This is a genomic window from Pseudomonas sp. PGPPP1, assembly GCF_002255865.1.
Taxonomy (GTDB): Bacteria; Pseudomonadota; Gammaproteobacteria; order Pseudomonadales; family Pseudomonadaceae; genus Aquipseudomonas; species Aquipseudomonas cremoris.
The window spans coordinates 164,207-189,902 of record NZ_NKIG01000001.1 but is presented as its reverse complement, the minus strand read 5'-3'; the positions used below and the strand labels follow the sequence as shown (position 1 = coordinate 189,902).

Sequence of the window (25,696 nt, the reverse complement as noted above, 5' to 3'; positions counted from 1 at the left end):
CAGTTCTAAATTACCTTCCGCTATAAGCTAATCATTAAAAAATAGCATATTAACTATAAACATTATGCTTAGATAAGCTCAAGAACACAGACCAATGGAATTGCCATGACCCAGGCCAAGCACCCCGAGAGACTAAGAGCATTTATAGGCGCCCTGGCGGAATTGATTGACGGCAATCCACGTGAAGGTGACCTGCTGCACCGTGGCGGCAAGCTACTAGCGCAACTGGTCAGCCATGATGATTGGCTCCCCGATGAATTCGCCCAACCCGATCCCGAGCGCTACCAGCAATTTTTGCTGCATGCCGACTCGCGCCAGCGTTTCAGCATCGTCAGTTTTGTCTGGGGGCCGGGCCAAAGCACACCGATTCATGACCACCGGGTGTGGGGGTTGATCGGCATGCTGCGCGGTGCGGAGTTTTCCCAAGGCTTTGAACGCGCTCCGGACGGCAGCCTGGTGGCCGAAGGCAAGCCGATCCAGTTGGTGCCGGGCCAGGTTGAAGCCGTATCGCCCAAGGTCGGCGACATTCATCAGGTGAGCAACGCCCACAGCGACCAGGTGTCCATCAGTATCCATGTGTACGGCGCCAATATCGGTGCGGTGCGCCGCGCGGTGTACCAACCCGACGGCAGCGAGAAACTGTTTATCTCCGGTTATTCCAACGCCTTCCTCCCGAATATCTGGGATTTGTCCAAAGAAAAGAGCCCTGCCCTATGACCACCGTATCCACCCGCAGCTTTGCCCAGATTCGCCAGGCCCTGTTGGACCATGAAGAACTCGCCCTGGTCGACGTGCGTGAAGAAGCACCGTTTGCCGAGTCCCACCCGCTGTTTGCCGCGAATATTCCGTTGTCCAAGCTTGAGCTGGAGGTGTACTCGCGCATTCCTCGCCGCGACACCCAGGTCACCGTGTATGACAACGGCGAAGGTTTGGCTACCCGCGCCGCTGAGCGCCTGGTTGCACTGGGCTACACCCAGGTCAGCCTGCTCGAAGGTGGCCTGGAAGGTTGGCGCAAGGCCGGTGGCGAGCTGTTCATTGACGTGAACGTGCCAAGCAAAGCCTTTGGCGAACTGGTGGAAAGCGAGCGCCACACACCGTCCCTGGCCGCCGAAGAAGTGCAGGCCCTGCTCGACAGCCAAGCCGATGTGGTGGTGCTTGACGCACGCCGCTTCGACGAATACCAGACCATGAGCATTCCCACCGGTATCAGCGTGCCGGGGGCCGAGTTGGTCCTGCGCGCCCGTGAATTGGCGCCGGACCCGGCCACCCGCATCATCGTCAACTGCGCCGGGCGCACCCGCAGCATTATCGGCACCCAGTCGCTGATCAATGCGGGCGTGGCCAACCCGGTGTCGGCGCTGCGCAACGGCACCATCGGCTGGACCCTGGCCGGGCAAAAACTCGCCCACGGCCAATCGCGCCGTTTTGCGCCGACCTCGGAAGAACATCGCGAAGTGGCCGCAGCGGATGCGCGTCGCGTCGCCGACAAAGCCCGCGTCGGTCGCGCCAGCCTGGCCGATCTACAGGGCTGGCAGCAGGAAGCGAACCGCACCACCTACCTGTTCGATGTGCGCACGCCGGAAGAATTTGAAGCCGGGCATTTGCCGGGTGCACGTTCCACGCCAGGCGGCCAGCTGGTGCAAGAAACCGACCACGTCGCCAGCGTACGCGGTGCACGCCTGGTGCTGGCGGATGACGACGGTGTGCGCGCCAACATGTCCGCCTCCTGGCTGGCCCAACTGGGCTGGGAAGTGCACGTACTGGATGGCCTGCAAACGGCGCAATTCAGCGAGAAAGGTGCCTGGGTCGCCCCGGTACCAGCGCCACCACAAGCCGAGTTGATCACCCCCCACACCCTCGCCGACTGGCTGGGCCATGGCGACACCGTGGTGCTGGACTTCACCGCCAGCGCCAACTACGTCAAGCGCCATATCCCCGGCGCCTGGTGGGCCCTGCGTGCGCAGTTGCCCCAGGCCCTGGCCAAAACACCCGACGCCGAGCGTTATGTGCTGACCTGCGGCAGCAGCCAACTGGCGCGCCTGGCGGTGGCGGAAGTGGAGGCCATCACCGGCAAGCCAGTGTTCCTGCTGCAAGACGGCACGGCCGGCTGGATCAACGCGCAACTGCCGCTGGAGGAAGGTGAAACCCACCTGGCGTCACCGCGTATCGACCGCTACCGCCGGCCGTACGAAGGCACCGACAACCCCAAGGAAGCCATGCAGGCTTACCTGGACTGGGAATTCGGCCTGGTGGACCAACTGGCCCGCGACGGCACCCACGGTTTCTACGTGATCTGATCACCCCTGACCCACCTGCACCCACACGGGGTGCAGGTTCCACATCCGACCCCTCTCCAGGCGGAGGCTGAACCCACACACGAGAGGACACCCGCATGACCCTGCATATCACCCGCCTGGAACCCACCATCGGCGCCGAAATCGCCGGCATCGACCTGCGCCAGCCGCTGACCGCTGCGCTGCGTGATGAACTGCGCCAACTGCTGCTCAAGCACAAAGTGCTGTTCTTCCGCGACCAAGCCATCAACACCGAACAGCAAATTGCTTTCGCCAAGGAATTCGGCGAGCTGTACGTACACCCCACCACCCAGCAGAACGACCCGACGCAGCCCCAGGCGCACCTGATCGAAGCCCAGGACGAACGCAAACTCTACGGCCCGCGCATCAGCGGCCGTTGGCACACCGACACTAGTTGGCTGCTGCAACCCACCCTAGGCGCAGTACTGCGCGCGGTGGACTTGCCGGAAGTCGGCGGCGACACCCTATGGGCCGATGCCGGCGCGGTGTACCGCGCACTGCCCGATGAACTGCGCGCAGAGATCGACAATTTGCACGTGGTACACGACTTCAAAAAGGCCTTGGACAAGGTCGGCTACGATTACCCGATCCTCGCTCACCCGCTGGTGCGCACCCACCCGGAAACCGGTGAAGACGGGCTGTTCATCAACTTCTCGCAGAACCCTTCGGTGATCGGCTGGACGCCACAGCAAAGCAAGCAGTTGATCGATCGCTTGCTGCTGGAATTCAACAAGCCCGAACACCAGGTGCGCTTCAAATGGCGCCCGGGTTCCGTAGCGTTCTGGGACAACCGTTCGACCCTGCACTACCCGGTCTACAACTACGGCGACTACCCGCGTCGCATGGAGCGGGTGCTGATTGCCTATGACGATATTCCGCATCGGGTAAGAGCTGCCAACGCGGCCTGACCTCTATTTAAGCCACAACAAAGATCCCCTGTGGGAGCGGGCTTGCCCGCGATGGCGACATATCAGCCAGTATTTCTTTAGCTGAGACACCGCCATCGCAGGCAAGCCAGCTCCCACAGGGATGTGCGGTGTCCCTAGGTTTTCTGGAAACAGCCCCCATGCCTGCATCCCACTTTCAATACTGTGCGGTAGCCATCAGCCTGCTCGCCATTAATTTCCCGGCCCAGGCCGAAGACCCCGACAAAACCCTTGGCACCGTGGTCGTCACCGGCAACCGTGGCAACCAGGCGCGCACCATCGCCGACAGCCCCTCGCCCATCGACGTGATCAGCGCCGAGCAACTGCAAGCCAGCGGCAAGGTCGGTCTCAAAGAACTGCTGGCGCGCCTGCTGCCGTCGTTCAACCTGCCCGCCATCAACGGCGGCGGCACCTCGTGGTCGGTGCGCGGCGTGACCATGCGCGGTTTGTCTGGCGACCAGGTGCTGGTGCTGGTCAACGGCAAACGCCGCCACAACACGGCCTTGATCAACAACCTGGCGCGCATCGGCACCGCCGCTGTGCCGGTCAACCTGGACCTGATCCCGGTGTCGGCCATCGACCATATCGAAGTGCTGCGCGACGGTGCGTCCGCCCAATACGGCTCGGACGCAATTGCCGGGGTGATCAATATCATCCTCAAGGAAAACGACAGCGGCGGCAGCGCCGAAACCTCGTTCGGCCGCTACGGTGCAGGTGACGGCGACACCGTGCACCAGACCGTCAACTACGGCTTGTCCCTGCCCAACGATGGCTTTGCCAACCTGGCGCTGGACAGCAAGGAGCAAGAGCCTTTCAACCGTACCGGCAGCGCCACCGGCCGGCTGTATGGTACCGCTGCTGCCCCCGACAGCCGCGACCAGACCGTCAACCGCCACGGCTGGAACCCCAGCTACGGCCTGGGCCGCGAGAAAGTCACCAACGCCAGCTACAACCTCGAGCTGCCGCTGCAAGACGACCTCAAGTTCTACTCGTTCTCCACCGCCAGCTACATGGAAACCACCAAGGTCACCGGCAACTACCGCCCCAATGAGATCACCTCCCTGGCCGGCGACCCGAACACGCCCTACCCCGACGGCATCCACGCACAACGGCGCAACCGCACCAAGGATTTCCAGGTGGCCGGTGGCTTCAAGGGCCTGGTCGGTGGTTGGGACTACGACATCAGTTCCACCTGGGGCGAAGACGATTCCACCCTCAACGCCAACAACACGCTTAACCCTTCCTGGGGGCCCACCAGCCCGACCTCGTTCAACCTGGCCTCGCAGATCTTCGACCAGTGGACCAACAACCTGGACTTGAGCCGCACCTTCGATATCGGCCTCAGCCACCCGCTGCAAACCGCGTTCGGGTTTGAATACCGTTGGGAGAAATACCAGATCGAAGCCGGCGACTATGCATCCTATACACCGGGCAACTATGTGCTGCCCAGCGGCCCGTTCGCCGGGCAAACACCGTTGCCGGGGCTGGCGTCGTATAACGGCACCAGCACGGCGGACGCCGGTGAGATCAGCCGCAGCAACGTCGCCAGCTACGTCGACCTGGGCCTGGACGTAACCGACCGCTGGTACGTCGGCGCCGCCGCGCGCTACGAGCGCTACACCCAGGACATCGGCAGCACCTGGAGCGGCAAGCTGTCGACGCGCTTCAAGCTCACCCCGGAATTTGCCCTGCGCGGCACCATCAACAATGGCTTCCGGGCGCCGTCGCTGGCCCAGACCATTTATGCCTCGTCCACCTTCACCTCCGGCGGCGTGGTCAACGGCCAGCAGGTCTCGGTGCCGGTCAAGGTGCTGCCGGTGGACACCGCCGAAGCGCAAGCGTTGGGTGCAGAGAAACTCAAGCCGGAAAAGTCGCTGAACTACAGCTTCGGTTTCACCTACGAACCCACACAGAACTACCGCCTGACCACCGACCTGTACCAGATCGGTATCCGCGACCGCATCGTGTCCACCAGCCTGCTCGGCGGCCCGGCCGTGTCGCAGATCCTGGCTGCCAACGGCCTATCGCCAGGGCTGTACGCGCAGTACTACACCAACGCCGTCGACACCCGTACCCGTGGCGTCGACATCATCAACGAATACCGCCAGCAGTTGGATGAGTACGGCCAAGTGCGCTGGAGCCTGGCCTACAACTGGAACCAGACCAAGATCGAAAAACTCCAGGACACCCCGCCCGCACTCGCCAGCCTGGGCTCCAACTACCAGATTTTCGACCGGCGCCTGCAAAAGGACCTGACGGTTGCCACGCCGCAATCCAAATTGATCCTGGCGGCCAACTGGAAGGTTACCGCATACACCCTCAACCTGGCCCTGACCCGCTTCGGCAGCTACACCGAAGGCGACAACAACCCGATCAACGACCGCAAATTCAGCGCCAAATGGATCAGCGACGTGGACGCAGCCTACGACATCAACAAGCACTTCACCGTGGCACTCGGCGCCAACAACCTGTTCAACGTGTACCCGGACAAAAAGGGCATCAAGGACTGGGCGGGAGCCTATGAATACGGCCAGTTTTCGCCGTTCGGCTTTGGCGGTGCGTACTACTACACGCGCCTGGCGTACAACTTCTGAGGCCCTGACATGACTGAGTTGAGCTGCGATGTACTGATCGTCGGCGGCGGCCTGGCGGGTACCTGGGCCGCCATCGCCGCCGCCCGCGAAGGCGTCAAGGTGATCCTGGTGGACAAGGGTTACTGCGGCACCAGCGGCGTCACTGCCACCGCCGGCCCCGGCCATTGGTGGGTGCCACCCGGCGCCCGCGAAGCCGCCATCGACAAGCGCCTGGCCACCGCCTATGGCCTGGCCGACGCGCGCTGGATGGCCCGCGCCATCGACACCACCTGGACCAGCCTGCCGGGCTTGAGCGACTACTACGCCTTCCCCCAGAACGAACAGGGCGAGACCCAATACCGTGGCCTGCGCGGCCCGGAATACCTGCGCGGCCTGCGTCGTCGCGTGCTCGACAGCGGCGTGACGATCCTTGATCACCACCCTGCGCTGGAGCTGCTGCGCGACGATCACGGCAACGTGGTCGGCGCCCGAGGCTGGCGGCGCCAGGCCGGGGGCGACTGGCTGATCCGTGCCGGGGCGGTGGTGCTGGCCACGGGCGGTTGTGCATTCCTGTCGCGCTTGCTGGGCAACCACACCAACACTGGCGACGGTTACTTGATGGCCGCCGAAGCCGGTGCCGAGCTGTCGGGCATGGAGTTTTCCAACTACTACTGCATCGCGGCGGCAGGCAGCAGCATGACGCGCTCGATGGTGTACACCTTTGGCGAGTATTTCGACGCGGCGGACCGCCCGCTGGATATCCGTGGCGGCCCTGGGTTTACCGAGACGCTGGCCAAGGCGCTGCTCAACGGTCCCGTGTATTGCCGCTTGAATCGGGTGCCTGCACAGGTTCGTGCGCAACTGCCGAGCATCCAACCCAACCTGATGCTGCCGTTTGACCGGCGCGGCGTCGACCCGTATCGCGAGCGGTTTGCGGTGACCTTGCATCCCGAGGGCACCATCCGTGGCGTCGGTGGTTTGCGCCTGGTGAACGATGACTGCCAGACCACCGTGCCCGGCATATTCGCCGCCGGGGATGCCGCCAGCCGTGAGCCGATTGCCGGTGCCACCTCGGGCGGCGGCGCACAGAACTCCGCATGGGCGTTGTCTACCGGGCAATGGGCAGGCCGTGGCGCGGCAAGATTGGCGCAGAACAAGCTTGCGTATCACGGCGCATTGCGAGGGTTTGACGGCGCGGCGGGCGGCAGCGCTGAGCTGATCCAACGCATCCAGGCCGAAGTGCACCCGCTGGACAAAAACCTGTTTCGCAGCGGTGACCAACTGGAGCGATCCTTAAGCGAACTCGACAACATCTGGGACCAAGTGCGCGCCGCAACACCCACCACCAACCCGCTGCGCGCCCGCGAAACCGCCGCCATGGCCGCCACCGCCCGCTGGTGCTACACCGCTGCCGCATTGCGCAAGGAAAGTCGGGGCATGCACCAGCGCAGCGATACTCCGCAGCAGAGTGAGCTGTATGACGCGCATTTGCGGGTGTCCGGCGTGGACCAGGTGCAGGCGCGTTTCGATCCCACCCATCAAGGTCAACCCCGATGATTGAACTGATCTACTCCGACCTGTGCAACGGCTGCGGTCAATGCATCGCCGTGTGCCCCACCAATGTGCTGGCCCAGGACAGCCAGGGCAAACCGTTGATCGCCGAACAACAGGCCTGCCAGACCTGCTTCATGTGCGAGCTGTATTGCACCAGCGACGCGCTGTACGTCGACCCGGACGTCGAGCACCTGCGCCACCCCGACCCGGTAGCCGTGCGTGAAGCAGGACTGCTCGGCCAATACCGTCGCGACTCGGGCTGGGATGAGTGGGCCGATGATCCCGCTCATCGCAATGAGCATTGGCGCATGGACGGCATCTTCGCCCTGGCTCGCATCACCCCGCCAAATGCAATAACTGAATAATCAATCACTGCAAAATGAATTATTTTGATAATTAACATATAACCAAAAAGAACTTCACAGCGAGTTTTTATGGGCATAACGTTAACCCCACACACCGACCCCTTCTCCAGGCGGAGGTAACGAACCCTTTCTTGATCTGCCTGGAGCCTGCATCCCATGGTCTTTACCACCCCTTTCAAACGCCTGCTCCTGGGCACTGCCCTGGCCCTCGGCCTGATCGGCAGCAGCCATGCCGCCGACCTGCAACCGCTGCGGGTGGCCAATCAGAAATCAACCATCAAGGCGCTGCTGGATGTCTCCGGCGAGTCGAAAAATGTGCCGTACGAAATCCAATGGTCGGAATTTCCGTCCGCCTCGCCATTGGGTGAAGCACTGAATGCCGGTGCGGTGGATATCGGCGCCCTCGGCGATGCACCGTATGTCTTTGCCCTGGGCGCCGGTGCATCGCTCAAGGTGGTCAGCATCATCCATGCCGAGGGGCGTAACACCACTGCCCTGCTGGTGCCGAAGGATTCGCCGATCAAGACCGTCGCCGACCTCAAGGGCAAGAAGATCGTCACCGGGCGCGGCTCCATCGGCCATTACCTGGCGATCAAGGCCCTGGCCAGCGCCGGGTTGAGCACCAAGGACGTGCAGTTCATTTTCCTGCTGCCGAGCGAATCACGCCTGGTGCTGGATAACGGCACCGCCGACGCCTGGGCCACCTGGGACCCGTACACCACCGTGGTCACCTCGCAAAGCCAAGCCCGCGTGCTGATCAGCGGTAACAAGCTGTTGAGCAACCACCTGTACTTCGCCGCCACTAGCCAAGCCATCGCCGACAAGCGTCCGCAATTGGACGACTTTGTCGCGCGCATCGACCGCGCCTTCGCCTGGGCCAACACCCACCCCAATGAATACGCCGCCGCCCAGGCCAAGATCACCGGCCTGCCCCTGGCAGTGCACGTGGAAGTGGCCAAGGACACCCGCCTGAGCCCGGTCGCCATCGACGACTCGGTGATCAGCGGCCTGCAAGCGACCGCCGACATCTATCAACAAGAAGGCCTGGTGACCAAGCACATCGATGTGTCGCAGGGCTTCGATAAAAGTTTTAACGCCAAGCGTGCCCCCAATTCCCAAGCATCGCGCTGATAAAAAGCATCGCGCTAGAAGGAGCATTACATGAGCAAGTCACAGCAGCCACGCCACTTGAAACTCGGCGCCATGGTCCACGGAGTGGGTCACGGCTGGGGCGAATGGCGCCACCCGAACGCCCAACCGAATGCCAGCACCAGTTTTGGTTTCTACAAGCAACAGACTGAACTGGCCGAAGCCGCCAAATTCGACTTCGTGTTCATCGCCGACAGCCTGCATATCCACGCCAAGTCCAGCCCTCATTACCTCAACCGTTTCGAGCCGCTGACCATCCTCTCGGCCCTCGCCGCGATCACCAGCAACATCGGCCTGGTCGCCACCGTGACCGTCAGCTACACCGAGCCCTACCAGGTGGCACGTCAGTTCTCGTCCCTGGACCATATCAGCGGCGGTCGCGCCGGTTGGAACGTAGTCACCTCGTGGCTCAGCGGCACCGCCGACAACTTCGGCAAGGCCGAACACCCGCCGCATGCCGTGCGCTATCGCATCGCCAAGGAACACGTGAATGCAGTCAAAGGCCTGTGGGATTCCTGGGAAGACGATGCCTTTGCCTACAACAAGCAAAGCGGCGAGTTTTTCACCCCGAGCAAACTGCATGCACTGAACCACAAGGGCGAGTTCTTCTCGGTCAAAGGCCCATTGAATATTGCGCGTTCGCGCCAGGGCCAGCCGGTGATTTTCCAGGCCGGCACCTCGGAAGACGGGCGTAATTTTGCCGCCGAAAACTCCGACGCAATCTTTGTGCACGTGGAGAGCATCGAGGAAGGCCTGGCGTATTCACAGGACCTCAAACGTCGCGCCAAGGGCTTTGGCCGCGACCCCGAAAGCCTGTCGATCCTGCCGGGTATCCGCCCGATTGTCGGTCGCGATGAAGCCGAGGTGGAAAGCCGTTATCAGCAGGCCGTGGACCTGGTCACCGTGGAAGACGCCATCGTCGCCCTTGGCCGCCCGTTCAACGACCACGACTTCAGCAAATATCCGCTGGACGCGCCGTTCCCGGAACTGGGCGACCTGGGCTCCAACAGCCAGCGCGGCGGCTCCGACCGCATCAAGCAACTGGCCAAGGACGAAGGCCTGACCCTGCGCGAAGTGGCCCTGCGCTTCTCGCGGCCCAAGCGTGATTTTGTCGGCACCCCGGAGCAAGTCGCCGATGCGATCCAGACCTGGTTCGAGCGTGGCGCCAGCGACGGTTTCATCATCAACTCGGTGTTGCCGGACGGCTTGCAGTACTTCACCGAACTGGTGGTGCCGGTGCTGCAACAACGCGGTCTGTTCCGCACTGAATACAGCGGCCATACCCTGCGCGACAACCTGGGCCTGGACGTGCCGGCCAACCGCTACAGCGTGGCGGCTGAGGTTGAAGACAAACAGGAGGCGCTGGCATGAGCGAATCCCTCAACCGTCAGTTGGCGGACCTGCACGCCGAACGTGTCGCCAGTTGGGCACCGGAGTCATTGAAGATCAATATCGACCAGCGCCAGCGCCTGGTGGATGAAGCACGGGTAGACGACTACGTGCAGGTGGGCGATGAGCTGGACCCGTTTACCTTGCTCAACGTGGAAGGCGGCGAACTCAACCGCGAGCTGCTGTTGGCCGACGGCCCGGCGGTGCTGATTTTCTTCCGCTTTGCCGGCTGCCCGGCGTGCAACATCGCCCTGCCCTATTACGAGCGCCAGCTTTACCCGCGCCTGCGTGAACTGGGCGTGCCGCTGGTAGCGGTGAGCCCGCAAGTGCCTGAACGCCTGGTGGAGATCAAGACCCGGCATAACCTGCAATTGCTGGTGGCCAGCGACAAGGACAACAACCTCGGACGACGCCTGGGCATTCTCTACAGCTTTGACGAAGCCTCGCGTAATGCAGCGCTGGCCAAGGGCACCAGCATTGGCGAGACCACCGGCACCGGAACGTGGGAGTTGCCGCAACCGACGGTGGTGGTGATTGCCAAGGACGGCACAGTGGCGTTTGTCGAGGTGAGCCCGGATTGGTTGGTGCGCACGGAGGCTGAGCCGGTGTTGCAGGTGGTGGAGCGCTTGATAGGCACACAGCCTGTACGCCTAGCCATCTAAGCCCACAATCCAATGTGGGAGCGGGCTTGCTCGCGAATGCGGTGGATCAGCCAGTGAATCAGTTGCCTGACACACCGCTTTCGCGAGCAAGCCCGCTCCCACATTTTTTGACCGAGTACATTCCTATGACCCTACCGTCTCTACGCTCCGTGGAAGTCGCCCATTTCGAAGCCCTGCTCGAACGCCTCAGCGCCGAGCTGGCCAGCACCGCGCACCTGTATGACGAGAGCGGCGCGTTCCCCCACGCCAACTTCAAGTTGCTGCACGAACACGGCCTGGTCGCGCTCACTGTGCCCAAGGCCCTGGGCGGCGGCGGTGCCAGCTTGCCCCAGGCGCGCAAGGCGATCAGTGCGATTGCCAAGGGCGAACCCTCCACCGCGCTGATCCTGGTGATGCAATACCTGCAACACACCCGTCTGCAAGACAGCAAGACCTGGCCCGCGCACCTGCGCACCCAAGTGGCCGAAGACGCCGTGCGCAACGGCGCCTTGATCAACGCCCTGCGCGTTGAACCCGACCTCGGCACCCCGGCCCGTGGCGGCCTGCCGGCAACCACCGCCGTGCGTACCGCCGAAGGCTGGCGCATCAGCGGACGCAAGATCTACTCCACCGGCAGCCATGGCCTGACCTGGTTCAGCGTGTGGGGCCGCAGCGATGACGCCGACCCGCTGGTAGGCGCCTGGTTGGTGCCCAAAGACAGCCCCGGCGTGACCATCATCGACAGCTGGGATCACTTGGGCATGCGCGCCACCTGCAGCCATGAAGTGGTGCTCGACAATGTCCTGGTGCCGCTGGACCACGCTGTCAGCGTCAGCCCATGGAGCGCGCCGTCACCGGAACTGGATGGCGAAGGTTTCCTATGGATGTCGGTGTTGCTGTCCTCGGTGTACGACGCCGTGGCCCATGCTGCACGGGACTGGCTGGTGAACTGGCTGGAAGAACGCGCACCGTCCAACCTCGGCGCCGCCTTGTCCACGTTGCCGCGCTTCCAGGAGACCGTCGGGCATATCGACACATTGCTGTTCGCCAACCGCAGCCTGCTAGATGCCGCCGCCGAAGGACACACCCCGGCCGCCAATGCCGCGCAGTTGAAGTACCTGGTGACCAACAACGCGATTCGCGCCGTGGAACTGGCCATCGAAGCCTCGGGCAACCCCGGCCTGTCGCGCCTGAACCCACTGCAACGCCATTACCGCGACGTGCTCTGCAGCCGCGTACATACCCCGCAGAACGACGCCGTATTGCAAGGCGTCGGCAAAGCCGTCTTCGCCCAACGCCAGAAGGAACGCACATGACCCAGGTGATTATCGCCAGCCAGCTGGACGAAGATTTCAACCAAGTGATCCGCGAGCGCCTCAAGACCATTCACCCCGACGCCCAGGTAATCGGCGTACCGGCTGGCGTGCCGAGCGACCTGCCACCCCAGGCGAATATCCTGCTGGCGCGCCCGATCAACGTGCGTGGCTATGCCGCGCCGGACACCCCGCCGCCGGGCTGGCCGTACGGTGCGCAGTGGGTGCACCTGGTGTCGTCGGGCATCGACTTCTACCCGCAGTGGCTGTTCAACGGCCCGCCCGTGACCACCTCACGCGGCAGTGCCGCCGACAACCTGGCCGAGTTTGCCTTGGCCGCGATCTTCGCGGCGTCCAAGCATTTGCCGGATATCTGGGTGAAGGATTCGCAGTGGAATTTCACCCCACTGCGGCCGCTAAAGGGCACCACGCTGGGTATCCTTGGCTTTGGCGCGATTGGCGAGAGCCTGGCGCAAAAGGCCTTGGCCTTGGGGATCAACGTCGTGGCGCTGCGCCAAAGCCAGGCGCCGTTCAGCGCAGGCGTGGAAGCCGCCAAGGACATCCACGACCTGTTCGCCCGCGCCGATCACTTGGTAGTGGCCGCACCGTTGACCGAGAGCACACGCAACATCATCAACCGCGATGTGCTGGGCAGTGCCAAGCCGGGGCTGCATCTGATCAACATTGCACGGGGTGGGTTGCTCGACCAGGAAGCGTTGTTGCAAGCGCTGGATAACGGGCAAGTCGGGCTGGCCTCGCTGGACGTGACCGAGCCTGAGCCGCTGCCGGATGGGCATCCGTTGTACACGCACCCACGGGTGAGGTTGTCGCCGCATACGTCAGCGATTTCGACCAATAGTCGCAATGAGATTGCGGATACGTTTTTGGCGAATCTGGAGCGGTATGTGGGCGGCAGCGAACTGGCAAACCTAGCCAACGCCTGACGCTATTCAAAAAAATGTGGGAGCGGGCTTGCTCGCGAATGCGGTGAATCAGTCAATACATTCGGTGACTGACACGCCGCATTCGCGAGCAAGCCCGCTCCCACATTTGGATCTCCATTTGTCAGGCAGACAGCGGTCTGCTCTGGCTTTTGATTTGGCTTTTGATCTTGATCTCAGGCGCCCCGTTAAACCACGCTGGCCGAACGCAGGCTTGAATCCGTGGTAACCCGGCAGGACGCCGGGTTAGCCGTCCTGGGCCAAGGATGGCCCATGACGGCGGCCCACGGATTCAAGCCTTCGTTCGGGCACACCGAGCCAAGGCGAGGTGCCGAGTGGTGGGGCGAAGCGTTTTGCTTACTTTTGACTGGGCCGGCATTCCGGCTTTTCAAAAGTGAGCCGCTGTAAGAGCGGAACCAATAGCCGCCGTTACCCAAATAACGGATATGTACTCCGCCCAAAAAGCTTTAGCGCCTAACACATAGCTATCGCAGGCAAGCCAGCTCCCACATTGGGCATTCGGCACCCTTGAAACATAATCAGCCACGCGCATTTTATGCACCAATAAAATGCATATTATTCATACTTAACATATAACAAAACGGACTTTTACGAACGCCTTTCATATCCATATTGTTACCTCCAGCACCGACCCCTGACCAGGTGGAGGCTTTGCCAACCACCACTTTCTCAGGGGTCCACCATGAGCCATACCCTCGCGCCCAATCGCCTCACCCTCGCCGTTTCCCTCGCCCTGTTCGGCGTCTACGCCCACGCCGATGACGCCGCCCTGCCGGTGGTGAATGTCACGGCTGAACACCGCAGCGAAGACCTGCAGAAAACCCCGCTGGCGATTTCCGCGTTCGACGAAAAGACCCTGGAAGACAAGCAGATCCGCAGCGTGCGCGACCTGTCCGGCCAGGTGCCCAACCTGACCCTCAGCCGCCAGTCGATCTCCTACAGCGCGCAAACCTACGGCATTCGCGGCATTGGTGAAACCGACCCGATCCAGGAAGCGGCCGTCGCGGTCTACGCCGATGATTTGTACATCCCCCGCGCCATTTCCTCGATGCTCGACTTCAACGACGTCGAGCGCGTCGAAGTATTGCGCGGCCCCCAAGGCACGCTGTACGGGCGCAACAGCAGCGCCGGCGCGATCCGCGTGATCACCCGTGACCCGAACCAGGAAACCCGTGGTTTCGTCGAGCTGGGTGCCGGCAATTACAACGCGCAGAACGGCCGCTTCCTGATCAGCGGGCCGTTGGTGGACAACGCCCTGTTCGGCAGTTTCTCGGCGATCCGCCTGACACGCGACGGCACCGTCTCGAACCCGACACGGGACAAGGATGTGAACAACGTCGATATCCAGTCCTATCGCGGCAAGCTGCGCTACAAGCCCGAAGACTCGCCATGGGATGTGCAACTGACCCTGGCCGGTACCTTCGACCGCGGCGACACCACCAGCTATTCACCGTTCGATGCCAACGGCCACTTCGACAAGTTCAAGAGCTACAGCAGCCTCGACCCGAAAAACCGTCTCGACCAAGGCAGCTCGGTGTTGCGGGCGATCTACGCGATCGATGACCACCTGAACTTCAAGTCGGTCACCGCCTGGTCGTCCTTCAACCAGCCGGTGGACTACGACAACTCCGGCCAAGCCGCGTTGATCCAGAACAACCTGATCCTCTACAAGCAGAACTACGCCACCCAGGAGTTCCAGCTCAACGGTGACTACGATGATTTCAGCTTCAGCACCGGCCTGTACCTGTACCGCGAACGCTTTGATGCCGACCGCGACAACCTCACCTATTCCATCGCGCGCAACCGCGTGATCGGCCAGGGCCAATACAGCACCACCAACACCGAGAGCTACGCGTTGTACGGCCAGGGCACCTATAAGATCACCCCGCAACTGTCGCTGATCGCCGGCCTGCGTTTTACCCGCGAGCACAAGAATTTCGACTTCACCAACTACGCAATCAACACCAACCGGGACATCACCGGCACCAACTTTACTGCCGAGTCGAGCAAGTCGTGGCAATCCACCAGCCCGAAAATCGGCTTTGAATACGCCTGGACCCCGCACCTCAACCAATACGCCTACGTGGCCAAAGGCTTCAAGGCTGGCGGCTATGACAACCGTGCGCCAACCCGCGCCGCGGCCGAGCAGGCGTTTTCACCAGAGGACGTGACCACCTGGGAAACTGGCTTCAAGGGTGACTTTTTCGACCAGCGCCTGCGGGCCAACGTCGCGCTATTCTACAACGACTACAAAGACCTGCAGACCAACGCCTACGACCCCGCGCTGGGCGTGAGCCTGCGCACCAACGTCGGCCAGGCCCACACGTACGGCGTAGAACTGGAAACCCTCACCGCGCTGAGCCGTGACCTGCAACTGACCGCCAACATCGGCTACCTCGAAAGCCAGTACGACGATTTCCAGAACGCCAGCGGTGCCGGCGTGGACGCCAACGGCAAGCAACTGGTGTTCTCGCCGCGCTGGAACGCCAGTGTCGGGCTGAACTACACCATTCCGGCCGGACTGCCGGGCACCTGGCTGGCGGGCACCGATGCGCAGTTCCAGACCAAGTCCTACGCCAACGCGCTGAACGACGATATCCAGGAAGTGCCGCAGCAAACCTTCTGGAACGCCAACACCCGCTACATCAGCGGTGACGGCCACTGGACCACCACCCTGGCGGTGAAAAACCTGCTGGACCGCGCCTACCCACAATCTGTGGGCTACGTGCCCTCCAGCGGCGCGCGCTACTACTCGGTCAACGATCCGCGCACCCTGTTGCTGTCGGTGCGATACGACCTCTGACGGTATTATTTGATGCGGTAGTGGAAGGTATTGCGCACCGCCGGTACCGGCACGGGTTTGCCTTCAACCACCCTCGGTTGATAGCGAAAGGTGTTCGCCGCCGCCAGTGACGGGCGCATGAACAGCGGATGGCAGCCGTCGAGCACCTTGGGGTTTTCCACGCGCCCCTGGGTGTTGACGGTGTACTCCACCGTGCAGTCGCCTTCGATGTTCTTGTCCAGGGCGCGCTCGGGGTAGTCCGGGGCTTCCTTGCTCAAGGGTTGGTATTGGCGACTGTCAAACGCCGGGGCTGCCGCTGGGGCAGCAGAACGTGCGCGTTCAGCGGCCAGGCGTTCCTGGGCCAAGCGTTGTTGTGCCAATTCCTGAGTGCGCTGTTCGGCCGCCAGGCGCTCTTGTTGCTGCTCAGCCTTTTTCTCCTCGACGCGCTTGCGGGCCAAGGCGGCTTTTTCGAGTTTTTGCGCCTGGATCTGTGGATCGACTACGGGTTTGGCGGGGGCGGGAGCGACGACAGGCTCCGGTGGGGGTGCTGCAACGGCCACCGGTTCGGGCACGGGAGCCGGTGCCGGTGCCGGCGGCAGCATCACCAACTGGGTGTGCATCACCCGAGGCGCTTCAGCCACCGGCTTGTCGGTCGACCAGCCCAGCATCAGCGCGGCCAACACCCCCACATGCAGCGCCACCGCCACGCTGGCAGCAACGCTGTTTCTCCAGAACCCGGACGTGTCCCGGGGCGCCATCGCAAGCGTCGGACTGTGCATGATCATCGCCGTCATTGCGGGGCCTCGGTCACCAGGCCCAGGTCTCTCACACCGCCTTTTTGCAACACCGCCATGGCCGCGACCACACGGCCGTAGCCGGCGTTATCGTCGGCGCGGATATACACCTGGGTATCGCTGCGCGCCGCCACCACCTGCATGACCTTGGCGCCCATTTCCTCCAGGCTCACGGCGCTGTCGGTCTGGTGCTGGGTGTCGAGTTCGCCGCCGAGGTTCCAGTAGTAGCCGCCGTCGGCCTTCACCGATAACGTGAGGATCTGCTGGCGGGTGTCGGTGGCCAGTGCCTCGGCTGCGACCTTGGGCAGCTCGATCTTCACGCCTTGGGTCAACATGGGCGCGGTGACCATGAAGATCACCAGCAGCACCAGCATCACGTCGATGTAAGGCACCACGTTCATCTCGGCCTTGGGCCCGTGCTTGCGTTGCGGCCTGGTCAGCATGGTCTTGCTCCTGTTCAGGCGGCCACGGCCAGGTTGATCGGCGTACCGCGCAAGGTGCGATGCAGACGTACTTGCAGCTCATTGCCGAAGGCGTAGTAGCGCGTCAGCAAGGTCTGGCCACGGGCTGCAAAGCGGTTATAGGCGATCACCGCCGGGATGGCCGCAAACAAACCGATGGCCGTGGCGATCAACGCCTCGGCGATACCCGGCGCTACGGTGGACAGCGTGGCCTGTTGCACCTGGGACAAACCGATGAACGAATTCATGATGCCCCACACCGTGCCGAACAAACCGATATAGGGGCTGACCGAACCCACGGTCGCCAGGAATTGCAGGCCTTTTTCCAGCTCGATTTCCTGCTCGGTAATCGCCACCTGCAAGGCGCGCTCCACGCCCTCCAACACCGCCGGATCATGGCTGTGCAGATGCTGGTATTCCTGTACGCCGGCGATAAAGATCGGCGCGATACCGCCCTCGCCCGCCTGCACGGTTTCGCGGTACAGGGGCTGCAAGTCGGGCGCGGCACGAAAGCGCTGCACAAACTCATTCAACTGGCGTTCCAGGCGGCGCAGCACGCTGCCGCGCTGGATGATCAGGTACCAACTGGTCAGCGAAGCGAGCAGCAACGTGACCATCACCGCCTTGACCAACAGGCTCGCGCCACTGATCAGGCCCCAGATCGTCATGTGTTCCATCGTCGCGTGCATGGTGAACTCCTATTCGAACAAAAAAGTTGTGACCGGGTAATGACCGATCACGGCAAATTCAACGTGCGGGTCACTTCGGCCCAGGGCACGAACTTGAAGTTCTGGGTTTGCTCAGGCATGCGCTTGCGCCCGTCCTGCACCACCAGCATGCCTTTGCTCCACGGCCCGCCAAGGTTGATGGCCGTGACTTCGAGACCATCGGTTTCCGAAGCGCCATCGATACCCGCTGCGGCATTCAGGCCGACGCGAAAGGCACCGTGGGCAGCAAACGGCGGTTCGGCGTCCACCACCAGGTAGCTGTCGTTGCCTTGGCTGGAGATCACCAGGTAATCGCGCTTGTCGCTCTGGTACAGCGCCAACCCTTCCACATCGGCATGCAGCTGCGGCCCCACCTTGATCACGCTGGTGAGCGTGGCCGGCTGATCGGCACGGGCATCCACCGCCCATACACCGACGTCTTCTTCACCGATAAACAGGCGCTGGCGCTGGTCGTCGGCCACGCAGCCTTCGGGCTGGCTGTCGACTTTGAATTGACGCACCAACTCACCGTGCACACGGCCGTCCGGCGCGCTCAGGCGGTATTGCAGGAAGGTGCCGTCCTTGTCGTTGGCAATCGCATAAATTTCACCAGTGGCGGGCTGGAACAGGCAGATGCCATAGATAGCCTTGAGGGGCGTGGGCACTTCACCCGCTTCACGCAGCTCGCCGGTGGTGCGGTCGATGCTGAACAGGCTCAGGCTGTTGTGATCACGGTTGCTCGCCACCGCCAGGTCGACGGTTTGCGTGCCGAACTTGAAGTTAGAGCGCACGTCCACATTGTTCAGGCGGCCGACGGCCAGTTCCTGCAACAGCTTGCCGTCAAGGTCGTAGGCCAACAGGCCTTGTTTTTTGTTAGTGCCAAGCACGCGACTCTTCGACGGTTGCGTGGGGTGAATCCAGATCGCCGGGTCATCGGCGGCATCGCCCTGACGACCGACCGGGTCGGTTTGGCGCACGGCCGCGACTTCAGGAATCACCGGTTCGACCGGCACCGGCGTGGCCTGCCAGTTCAGCTTGCCCTGATAGAGCTTGCCGGTGTCGTCGTCACGCACCAGTACCTGCTGACCATTGATGCTCAGTTGTTCGGGCTCTTTAAGGCCTGGCAGGCTCAAGCTGAGCTGCTCGACCCAACGCTCACCGGTTTGCTGGAACAGGTGCAGTTGGGCGGTCTTTGGATCAAGCGCGATCACACCGCCCGGCACCAGCGCCATGGCGCCGGCTTCGCGTTTTGGCGTGTCGAACAACGCGATTGGCGTGCGTTTTACATCGGCCTCCGGGTGCGCCGGATAGGCCCACCAGCCAACGTTTTCTTCGTTAACCACCAAGCGATTGGCGGCATCATCCACTTGGCAGAACTGCGCCGAAGGTGGCAGCGGCAAACCGCGTACGCGCTGGGCTTCGTTCAACAAGGTCGCACCGTTGCCTACCAACCATTGCTCGCCCTTGCCCTCCTCGCCTACCAGGAACACAAACAGGTTGGCGGCGGCGTCGCGGTACAGGCACAGGCCATTCACTGCGTAATCACGGGTGGGCAGGTAGAGCGGTTTGCCGAAGGTTTTGGTCGACGGATCAAGGCTGATCAGCAGGGCTTGCTGGCGATCGTTGTCGAGGCTGGCAACCAGCGTTTGGGCACCGGCTGCGCGGGTGTCGAGGCTGCTGAAATTACCTTTGAAGCGCGCCAGCTCGGTGCCTTTGGCGTCCACCAGTTGCAGGCCGTCGCGGGGGCTGGCGGTGAGGCGTTCGTCAGTGTTCAGGAACGCCATGGCTTCGGCATTCAGGTTTGGTGCCCAAGGGGTCAGGGCCAAATCGGCGGCAATGGCATGACCACAGGTTGCCAATGCGATCAGCAGGTACAACTTGGAAAATTTCATGAACATGCAAATCCTTCAAAAACAATGGAGATCTACTGTGGGAGCTTAGAAATGAGTGAAGGTCAGGCCCAGCTTGTAGGTCGGGCCGTACTCCTCGTACTGGCCGTTGTAGCTGCGGTGGCCGGTGTAGACGAAGTACGACTCATCGGTAAGGTTTTGCGCCTCGAAGCTCACTTGCAGGTTCTTGGTCAGCGAATAGCGCGCACTGAAATCGACGAAGGTTTGCGCATCGACGTGCAGGTCATGGGCCTTGTCGTTGATCGAGGCCAGCTCATACAGGTAGGCCGACTTGTAGTTGGCCGATAGGCGCAGGCTGAGCTTGTCGTCTTCCCAGCCGAGCATCAGGTTGCCGACGGTGTCCGACTGGTTCGGCAGGCTGATGTTGCGCTTGCGGTTCGTGCCGCTGGCATTGTCGAAGCCTTCGATATCCGCACTGGAGCGGCTGAAGGTGGTGTTGGCACCCACCAGCAAGCCGTTCCATGGCGCCGGCAGCCAGTCGAACTTCTGTGAGTAGGCCAGTTCCAGGCCGTAGAGCTTGGCGCTATCGCCGTTGGCGTAGGTGTGGGCCTCGGAGAAGTTGGTCCAGGCGCCGGTACCGGCCAGGTCGGTGTTGTAGACGAAGTTCTTGATGTCCTTATAGAACACGAACGCCGACACGGTCCCGGCGCGGCCCATGAAGTGCTCGATGCCCAGGTCCAGGTTGCTCGACTCCAGGGGCTTGAGGTCCGGGTTGCCGAAGGTGGCTTCGTCATCGTCGATCACAAAACCCGGTGCCAGTTGGCCGAACGTCGGGCGCACCACGGATTTGGTCCAGGCTGCGCGAACCTGGGTGTTCTTGTCGATCTGGTAACGCGCATGCAGGCCAGGCAGCCAGTGGTGGTAGCGGCGCTTGGTCTCGGTGGCGGTGAACACGCCATCGGTGGCGCCGGTGCCCTTGGCTTCGAACTCGGTGCCTTCGTAACGCAGGCCAGCGATGAAGCGCCAATCGTCGACATCGATGGTGTTCATGAAGTAGCCGGCGTTGATGTCTTCGCGGATGGTGAAGTCGTTGACCCGCGATTCGGTCTCGTCATAGAAGTCCGCAGCGTTGAGGCCGCCGATCAACTGCTTGATGCTGCTCGGGCTGATGCCGGGGCCGAAGTTGCCCAGGCGATAATCGACGTTGCCCTTCTGGAACTGGGTCAGGTTGAGCTGGTCGGCGCTGAACCCCAGGGTATCGAAGTCCTTGTAGGTCCAGGCTTCCAGGTCGTTGCTCTTGTGGCGCCGGCTGACCTTGCCGCCGAACTTGAACTGGGAGGCATAACCGCTCAGGTCATAGTCGCGGGACAAGTCCAGGCGCAGGTTTTTCTCGGTGTCCTTGGTGTTCTGTTTTTCCCAGTCGACTTTGTCGAGGGTGAAGTTGCTGGCGTCGTAGAAGCCTGCACCGATGATCGGGCGCGGCTTGCCGTTGTCGTAGAAACCGCTGTTGGCAAAGTCACCGCCATCAAAGGTCGCCCCGGCGATATGCCCCGGGCTGTCTTCGCTGGACTGGCTGTAGCCGGCCTGGCCGCTCAGGGTCCACAGGCCAAGCATGCGTTCGCCGCCGAATACATAGGACTGGATTTCCTGGGTTTCTTCGCGGTTTTTCAGCTTGCGCTTGGCCTCGGCATCGCCCAACTCGCCGGCTGCCAGCGGGTCGGCAAATTCGATGCTGGTGGAGTTGCGGGTTTCGGTGTCCTTGTAGCGGCTGTAGAGGGTGCGCAGGTAATAGCTGCTCACATCATCCGGTTTGTAGTCGAAGTTGAGGCCGCCACCGGCGCGCTCGCGGCTGATGTCGTAGTCGCGTTGTTCGAACTCGTTGAGCTTGGCGCCGCTTGAGAAGTCCCAGGCACCGCCGGTTTCGACGTTGTCGGAACCGAAGTCGCGCTTCTGCCAGCTCAGTGCGGCGGCCACGCCGAAGTTGTCGATGCCGTCGCCCAGGCTGAAACGGTTACTGGCCGCGCCGGAGAATTTCGGGCTGGTCTGGTGGGTGTTCTTGTCGTAGCTGGCTTCGCTGCTGCCGGTGTAGAACAGGCCTTTGTGATCGAACGCCGAGAGGCTTTGTACGTCGACAGTGCCGCCGAGGGAGTTGGCGTCCATGTCCGGGGTCAAGGTCTTGATCACCGACAGCGACTGCACCAGTTCCGACGGCAGCACGTCGAGGGCCACGGCACGGCGCGCGCTTTCCGGGGCCGGTACGAGGGTGCCGTTGATGGTCACGCTGTTGAGGTCCGGGCCCAGGCCACGCACGCTGACGAAGCGCCCTTCGCCCTGGTCGCGCTCGACGCTGACACCCGGCAGGCGCTGCACCGCTTCGGCGACGTTTTCATCCGGCAACTGGGCCACGCCGTCGGCATGCACCACGCTCTTGATGCTGTCGGAGGTGCGCTGTTCTTTCAGCGCCGAATCGATGGCGGCCGCCTGGCCAACCACCTCGACATGCTCGGTGGTGGCTGCTTCGGCCGCATTCAATCGCTCACTGGCAATCGCCAGGGCCAAGGCGGTAAGCGTGAAGCTGACGAGCCCGGTGCGCTTGTACATGAAATCCTCCCCAAGAATCCGTTGGCGCCAGGCAAGGGGCCCGGCAACTGGGAGGGCAAGCTAGGGATGGGGGATGACGGTTCTGTGACAGGGGTTGGCTGCAAACCCCGTAATCAGGGGTTTAGGGCGCATTCAAGCGTGCAAATGAGCTGAAATGACCTCGATTGAAGGTGGGAGCTGGCTTGCCTGCGATAGCGATGCGTCAGTTAACACTGTGCCAACAGACAGACCGCTATCGCAGGCAAGCCAGCTCCCACATTTGAACGATGTTTGCCTGTGGATTGTGTTTATGCCGTGAGCTGATTCGACCCTCCCCCACCGTCACGCAACGGTCACATCGATCTGCTGTGCTGGCGCCCATCGCTTATTTGCCCAAGGACTCGCGGCCATGTTTTCCGTGCTCAAACCCCACCGCTGGAAACTCACCCTGCTGCTGATCGCCGCCAACCTCGGGCTGATCCTGCACCTGGCCTGCGGTAACCTCAAAAGCGTCAGCGAGTGGGAATGGCTGGATATCTTTGGCGAAGGCGGGTCGGCGCTGCTGGCCTTGGTATGGCTGGGCCTGGTGCTGAAAAGCCGCCCCGCCGGACGCGTCACCAACTACCTGGCGTTGGGCCTGTCGTGCATCTTCTTTTCCTGGTGGATCGACAGCCTCGACGAGTTCATCCGCCTGCCCGACAGCATCACCTGGGACCACTGGCTCGAATCCGGGCCCATGCCGGTGGGCATGATCCTGCTGACCATTGGTATCTACCACTGGCACCGCGAGCAACTGGCGATCAGCGCACAGATGGAAAAGCGTGAGCGGCTGTTCCGTGAACATCGCTTGTTCGACAAACTCACGCCACTGGCCGGCGCCGACTATCTCAAGCGCCAGTTGGCCGACAGCCTGCAAGACAGTCGCGACCAGCAGCAACCGCTGTCGTTGCTCGCCCTGGACCTGGACAACTTCGCGGCCATCAACCAGGCCTACGGGCATGCCGAGGGTGATGCGGTATTGCAGGCCCTCAGCCATTTACTGCTGCTCAATCTGCGCCGCCAGGACTTGCTCTGCCGCTTGGCGGGCGACCGCTTCGTGGTGCTGCTGCCCAACACCGGCGAACGCCAGGCCCAAGTGCTGGCGTTGGAGTTGCAACAGGCCGTGCGCGCCCTCGCCCACAAGACCCGCCAGCAAGGCGAACGCCTGCAACTAGGGGCGACCACCGCCGTGGTGATGGCCTTGGACGAACCGCCCCAGGACCTGCTCAAGCGCCTGAACCTGGCGCTGGCCAAAGCCAAGCAACCTCTCGCGAAAATCGCCTGAGATGGCCGTGAAAACCAACGGGTATGAAGCCGACAGCCGCTTCATCCCGGGGCACTACCAGCCTGCCACCTTGATCGACCTGGCCTTGTCCCGGGACATCGACAGCCATCGCCTGCTGCGCGGCACCGGGCTGTTTCATGAAGACATCCTGGCCGGCACTGCACGCCTGAGCCCACACCAGTTTTTCGCCTTGATCGGCAACAGCCGCAAGCTGCTGGACGCCGACGACAGCAGCTTCCTGTTCGGCCAGCGCCTGTTGCCGGGCTATTACGGCGCGGCCAGCCATGCGTTGGGCCATGCGCAGAATTTGCATCAAGCGCTGGAAATCCTGATCCAACAACAGGTGCTGCTCAGCCCGTTGGTCACACTGCAATTGGAGCTGGATGAGCACCACGCCTACCTCTACTGGCTGGACAGTTGCGGGGCTGGCGAACAGTGGCGCTTCCTGTTGGAAGCGAGCATGACCTCACTGGTTGCCATGAGCCAATGGCTCAGCGGTGAACGACTGCCCTGGGCGTGCAGTTTCAGTCACCCCGAGCCCCGCTACGTCGAGCAGTACTGGGTGCATCTGGGGGAAGAGACCCGCTTCGCGCGGCCACTGGATGTGATGTGCATCCCGCGTGAATACCTTACCCGCCCCTGGCCGGGCGCTTCGGCCACCGCCGGCCAAGTGGCGCGCCAACAAGCCCGCGAGCAGATTGAACAGTTGGGCTTTGCCAGCAGTTTTCTCGACGGCCTCTACGACTACCTGCGCGAACAAGTACGCCAGCCACCCAGCCTGGAACAGGCCGCGCACGCCTTCGCCATGAGCCCGGCCACCCTCAAGCGCAAGCTGCACAAGCACGACACCGGCTTTCAGCAGCAGGTGGACCGGGTGCGCAAGCAAGTGGCGTTGCACCTGTATCAGGTCAAGGGCTACAGCAACGATGAGGTGGCGGCGTATTTGAACTTCAGCGATGCGGCGAACTTTCGCCGCTCGTTCAAGCGTTGGACCGGTAGTACCCCAAACCTGATCCGCCAGTTGTTCAACAGCCGCTAGCCAGGCGCTCACGCAGGAATTCCACCAGCGCCTGCACGGGCCGCGAGCTCTGCCGGTGTTGCGGGTACACCGCCGACAGCGTCAGGTCTTCGGGGGCGAACTCATCCAACACACTGACCAGGCGTCCGTCCTTCAACGCATCGGCGACGATAAAGGTCGGCAAGTACGTCACGCCTAGACCGGCAATCGCGGTGTCGCGCAGCAGATCACCGTTGTTCACGCGCATGCGCCCACTGACACTCAACGCCTGCAACTTGCCCTTGAAGCGCCACTGCACCTGGCGGCCATGGCCGTAAGGCAGGCAATCGTGCTCGGCGAGGTCGTCGGGTTTTTGCGGGGTGCCGCGCAGAGCCAGGTACTCGGGGCTGGCGCAATACACGCGGGGGATGCTGGCGATGCGGCGGGCAATCAAGGTGGAGTCTTCCAGGGTGCCGATGCGCAACACCAGGTCGTAGCCTTCGCCGATCAGGTCCACGGGACGGTCGCTGAGATCGACTTCCACCGACACCTGAGGGTGGCGCTGCAAGAACAGCGGCAACAGGCAACCCAAGTGGGCCATGGCAAACGACAGCGGCGCGCTCAGCCGAATGGTGCCGCGTGGTTCGCTGTTCTGGCCCGCGATGCCCTGCTCCACTTGCTCGACTTCATTGAGCAGTCGCAGCGCGGATTCGTAGTAACTCTGGCCCAGTGGGGTGACATCCAAACGACGCGTGGAGCGGTTGAGCAGGCGCACGCCGAGGCGGTCTTCCAGTTGGATCAGGCGGCGGCTGACGAACTGCTTGGACAGGCCCAACTGTTCGGCGGCAGCGGTGAAGCTGCCGGACTCCATGACTTGGCAGAAAAGGCGCATGTCTTCAAAGGGGTTCATTGTCGCTTCTCGGTGGACATTTGTACGGTTGTATAACGGGTTCGTCGCAACACCACAAACCAAAATGTGGGAGCGGGCTTGCTCGCGAATACGGTGGGTCAGTC

20 protein-coding genes are annotated in these 25,696 nt (G+C 62.3%); 14 read left to right on the top strand and 6 right to left on the bottom strand.

All coding sequences use genetic code 11. The features are described 5' to 3' along the window. Positions 1-105: 105 nt before the first annotated feature. From CFE47_RS00890 to CFE47_RS00835, 12 genes are all read left to right on the top strand, one after another. Positions 106-717 (top strand): cysteine dioxygenase family protein, encoded by a 612-nt coding sequence (locus tag CFE47_RS00890; RefSeq protein WP_178922500.1) that lies wholly within the window; start codon positions 106-108, stop codon positions 715-717. Next, on the top strand, positions 714-2,297 hold the full coding sequence (locus CFE47_RS00885) for a rhodanese-related sulfurtransferase (RefSeq protein ID WP_286835084.1): 1,584 nt from the start codon (positions 714-716) through the stop codon (positions 2,295-2,297). The genes CFE47_RS00890 and CFE47_RS00885 overlap by 4 nt, the downstream gene beginning before the upstream one ends. Positions 2,298-2,392: 95 nt before the next feature. Next, positions 2,393-3,223: a TauD/TfdA dioxygenase family protein gene (locus CFE47_RS00880; RefSeq protein ID WP_286835083.1), complete on the top strand. Its 831-nt coding sequence runs from the start codon at positions 2,393-2,395 to the stop codon at positions 3,221-3,223. Between the two features lie 158 nt (positions 3,224-3,381). Then, a complete protein-coding gene (locus tag CFE47_RS00875) occupies positions 3,382-5,835 on the top strand; it encodes a TonB-dependent receptor plug domain-containing protein (protein ID WP_286835082.1) in 2,454 nt (817 codons plus the stop codon). 9 nt (positions 5,836-5,844) lie between these two features. Beyond that, positions 5,845-7,371 (top strand): FAD-dependent oxidoreductase, encoded by a 1,527-nt coding sequence (locus tag CFE47_RS00870; RefSeq protein ID WP_286835081.1) that lies wholly within the window; start codon positions 5,845-5,847, stop codon positions 7,369-7,371. Further along, entirely contained in the window at positions 7,368-7,733 is a 366-nt protein-coding gene (locus CFE47_RS00865; RefSeq protein WP_286835080.1) for a 4Fe-4S dicluster domain-containing protein, read from the top strand. The genes CFE47_RS00870 and CFE47_RS00865 overlap by 4 nt, the downstream gene beginning before the upstream one ends. Positions 7,734-7,889: 156 nt before the next feature. After that, entirely contained in the window at positions 7,890-8,864 is a 975-nt protein-coding gene (locus CFE47_RS00860) for an ABC transporter substrate-binding protein (RefSeq protein WP_286835079.1), read from the top strand. A gap of 30 nt (positions 8,865-8,894) precedes the next feature. Continuing rightward, positions 8,895-10,253, top strand: coding sequence for an LLM class flavin-dependent oxidoreductase (locus tag CFE47_RS00855; protein ID WP_286835078.1), 1,359 nt, complete (start codon positions 8,895-8,897; stop codon positions 10,251-10,253). Beyond that, positions 10,250-10,933 (top strand): peroxiredoxin-like family protein, encoded by a 684-nt coding sequence (locus CFE47_RS00850; protein ID WP_286835077.1) that lies wholly within the window; start codon positions 10,250-10,252, stop codon positions 10,931-10,933. Before CFE47_RS00855 ends, CFE47_RS00850 begins: the two co-directional genes overlap by 4 nt. Positions 10,934-11,058: 125 nt before the next feature. Then, a complete protein-coding gene (locus tag CFE47_RS00845; protein ID WP_286835076.1) occupies positions 11,059-12,228 on the top strand; it encodes an acyl-CoA dehydrogenase family protein in 1,170 nt (389 codons plus the stop codon). Beyond that, the gene (locus CFE47_RS00840) at positions 12,225-13,169 is read left to right on the top strand and encodes a D-isomer specific 2-hydroxyacid dehydrogenase family protein (protein ID WP_286835075.1); all 945 of its coding nucleotides are present in this window, start codon (positions 12,225-12,227) and stop codon (positions 13,167-13,169) included. The genes CFE47_RS00845 and CFE47_RS00840 overlap by 4 nt, the downstream gene beginning before the upstream one ends. Positions 13,170-13,869: 700 nt before the next feature. Beyond that, a complete protein-coding gene (locus CFE47_RS00835) occupies positions 13,870-15,990 on the top strand; it encodes a TonB-dependent receptor (protein WP_286835074.1) in 2,121 nt (706 codons plus the stop codon). Between the two features lie 5 nt (positions 15,991-15,995). On the opposite strand, the gene CFE47_RS00830 is transcribed toward CFE47_RS00835, so the two are convergent. The 5 genes from CFE47_RS00830 to CFE47_RS00810 are packed head-to-tail and all read right to left on the bottom strand — an operon-like array spanning position 15,996 to position 22,382. Next, a complete protein-coding gene (locus tag CFE47_RS00830) occupies positions 15,996-16,763 on the bottom strand; it encodes an energy transducer TonB (protein WP_286835073.1) in 768 nt (255 codons plus the stop codon). Beyond that, entirely contained in the window at positions 16,760-17,206 is a 447-nt protein-coding gene (gene tolR, locus CFE47_RS00825) for a protein TolR (protein ID WP_286835072.1), read from the bottom strand. Before tolR ends, CFE47_RS00830 begins: the two co-directional genes overlap by 4 nt. A 14-nt stretch (positions 17,207-17,220) precedes the next feature. Beyond that, the gene (gene tolQ / locus CFE47_RS00820) at positions 17,221-17,913 is read right to left on the bottom strand and encodes a protein TolQ (RefSeq protein ID WP_286835071.1); all 693 of its coding nucleotides are present in this window, start codon (positions 17,911-17,913) and stop codon (positions 17,221-17,223) included. 47 nt (positions 17,914-17,960) lie between these two features. Next, entirely contained in the window at positions 17,961-19,823 is a 1,863-nt protein-coding gene (locus CFE47_RS00815) for a phytase (protein WP_286835070.1), read from the bottom strand. 45 nt (positions 19,824-19,868) lie between these two features. Then, on the bottom strand, positions 19,869-22,382 hold the full coding sequence (locus tag CFE47_RS00810; RefSeq protein ID WP_286835069.1) for a TonB-dependent receptor: 2,514 nt from the start codon (positions 22,380-22,382) through the stop codon (positions 19,869-19,871). A gap of 388 nt (positions 22,383-22,770) precedes the next feature. Here CFE47_RS00810 and CFE47_RS00805 point away from each other — a divergent pair, with 388 nt between their 5' ends. Both CFE47_RS00805 and CFE47_RS00800 read left to right on the top strand, forming a co-directional pair. Next, the gene (locus CFE47_RS00805) at positions 22,771-23,685 is read left to right on the top strand and encodes a GGDEF domain-containing protein (protein ID WP_185706968.1); all 915 of its coding nucleotides are present in this window, start codon (positions 22,771-22,773) and stop codon (positions 23,683-23,685) included. Between the two features lies 1 nt (position 23,686). Next, a complete protein-coding gene (locus tag CFE47_RS00800) occupies positions 23,687-24,724 on the top strand; it encodes an AraC family transcriptional regulator (protein WP_286835068.1) in 1,038 nt (345 codons plus the stop codon). On the opposite strand, the gene CFE47_RS00795 is transcribed toward CFE47_RS00800, so the two are convergent. Further along, positions 24,711-25,592 carry a LysR family transcriptional regulator gene (locus tag CFE47_RS00795; RefSeq protein ID WP_286835067.1) on the bottom strand — a complete coding sequence of 294 codons (882 nt, stop codon included), beginning with the start codon at positions 25,590-25,592 and terminating at the stop codon, positions 24,711-24,713. The genes CFE47_RS00800 and CFE47_RS00795 overlap by 14 nt on opposite strands. Between the last annotated feature and the right edge of the window lie 104 nt (positions 25,593-25,696).

Bases quoted from the DNA above. Each gene is read 5' to 3' on its own strand.
- CFE47_RS00875 (WP_286835082.1), top strand. From the start codon at position 3,382: ATGCCTGCATCCCACTTTCAATACTGTGCGGTAGCCATCAGCCTGCTC.
- CFE47_RS00880 (WP_286835083.1), top strand. From the start codon at position 2,393: ATGACCCTGCATATCACCCGCCTGGAACCCACCATCGGCGCCGAAATC.
- CFE47_RS00885 (WP_286835084.1), top strand. From the start codon at position 714: ATGACCACCGTATCCACCCGCAGCTTTGCCCAGATTCGCCAGGCCCTG.
- tolQ (WP_286835071.1), bottom strand. From the start codon at position 17,913: ATGCACGCGACGATGGAACACATGACGATCTGGGGCCTGATCAGTGGC.
- CFE47_RS00870 (WP_286835081.1), top strand. From the start codon at position 5,845: ATGACTGAGTTGAGCTGCGATGTACTGATCGTCGGCGGCGGCCTGGCG.
- CFE47_RS00855 (WP_286835078.1), top strand. From the start codon at position 8,895: ATGAGCAAGTCACAGCAGCCACGCCACTTGAAACTCGGCGCCATGGTC.
- CFE47_RS00815 (WP_286835070.1), bottom strand. From the start codon at position 19,823: ATGAAATTTTCCAAGTTGTACCTGCTGATCGCATTGGCAACCTGTGGT.
- CFE47_RS00810 (WP_286835069.1), bottom strand. From the start codon at position 22,382: ATGTACAAGCGCACCGGGCTCGTCAGCTTCACGCTTACCGCCTTGGCC.
- CFE47_RS00795 (WP_286835067.1), bottom strand. From the start codon at position 25,592: ATGAACCCCTTTGAAGACATGCGCCTTTTCTGCCAAGTCATGGAGTCC.
- CFE47_RS00865 (WP_286835080.1), top strand. From the start codon at position 7,368: ATGATTGAACTGATCTACTCCGACCTGTGCAACGGCTGCGGTCAATGC.
- CFE47_RS00835 (WP_286835074.1), top strand. From the start codon at position 13,870: ATGAGCCATACCCTCGCGCCCAATCGCCTCACCCTCGCCGTTTCCCTC.
- CFE47_RS00845 (WP_286835076.1), top strand. From the start codon at position 11,059: ATGACCCTACCGTCTCTACGCTCCGTGGAAGTCGCCCATTTCGAAGCC.
- tolR (WP_286835072.1), bottom strand. From the start codon at position 17,206: ATGCTGACCAGGCCGCAACGCAAGCACGGGCCCAAGGCCGAGATGAAC.
- CFE47_RS00840 (WP_286835075.1), top strand. From the start codon at position 12,225: ATGACCCAGGTGATTATCGCCAGCCAGCTGGACGAAGATTTCAACCAA.
- CFE47_RS00830 (WP_286835073.1), bottom strand. From the start codon at position 16,763: ATGACGGCGATGATCATGCACAGTCCGACGCTTGCGATGGCGCCCCGG.
- CFE47_RS00890 (WP_178922500.1), top strand. From the start codon at position 106: ATGACCCAGGCCAAGCACCCCGAGAGACTAAGAGCATTTATAGGCGCC.
- CFE47_RS00800 (WP_286835068.1), top strand. From the start codon at position 23,687: ATGGCCGTGAAAACCAACGGGTATGAAGCCGACAGCCGCTTCATCCCG.
- CFE47_RS00860 (WP_286835079.1), top strand. From the start codon at position 7,890: ATGGTCTTTACCACCCCTTTCAAACGCCTGCTCCTGGGCACTGCCCTG.
- CFE47_RS00805 (WP_185706968.1), top strand. From the start codon at position 22,771: ATGTTTTCCGTGCTCAAACCCCACCGCTGGAAACTCACCCTGCTGCTG.
- CFE47_RS00850 (WP_286835077.1), top strand. From the start codon at position 10,250: ATGAGCGAATCCCTCAACCGTCAGTTGGCGGACCTGCACGCCGAACGT.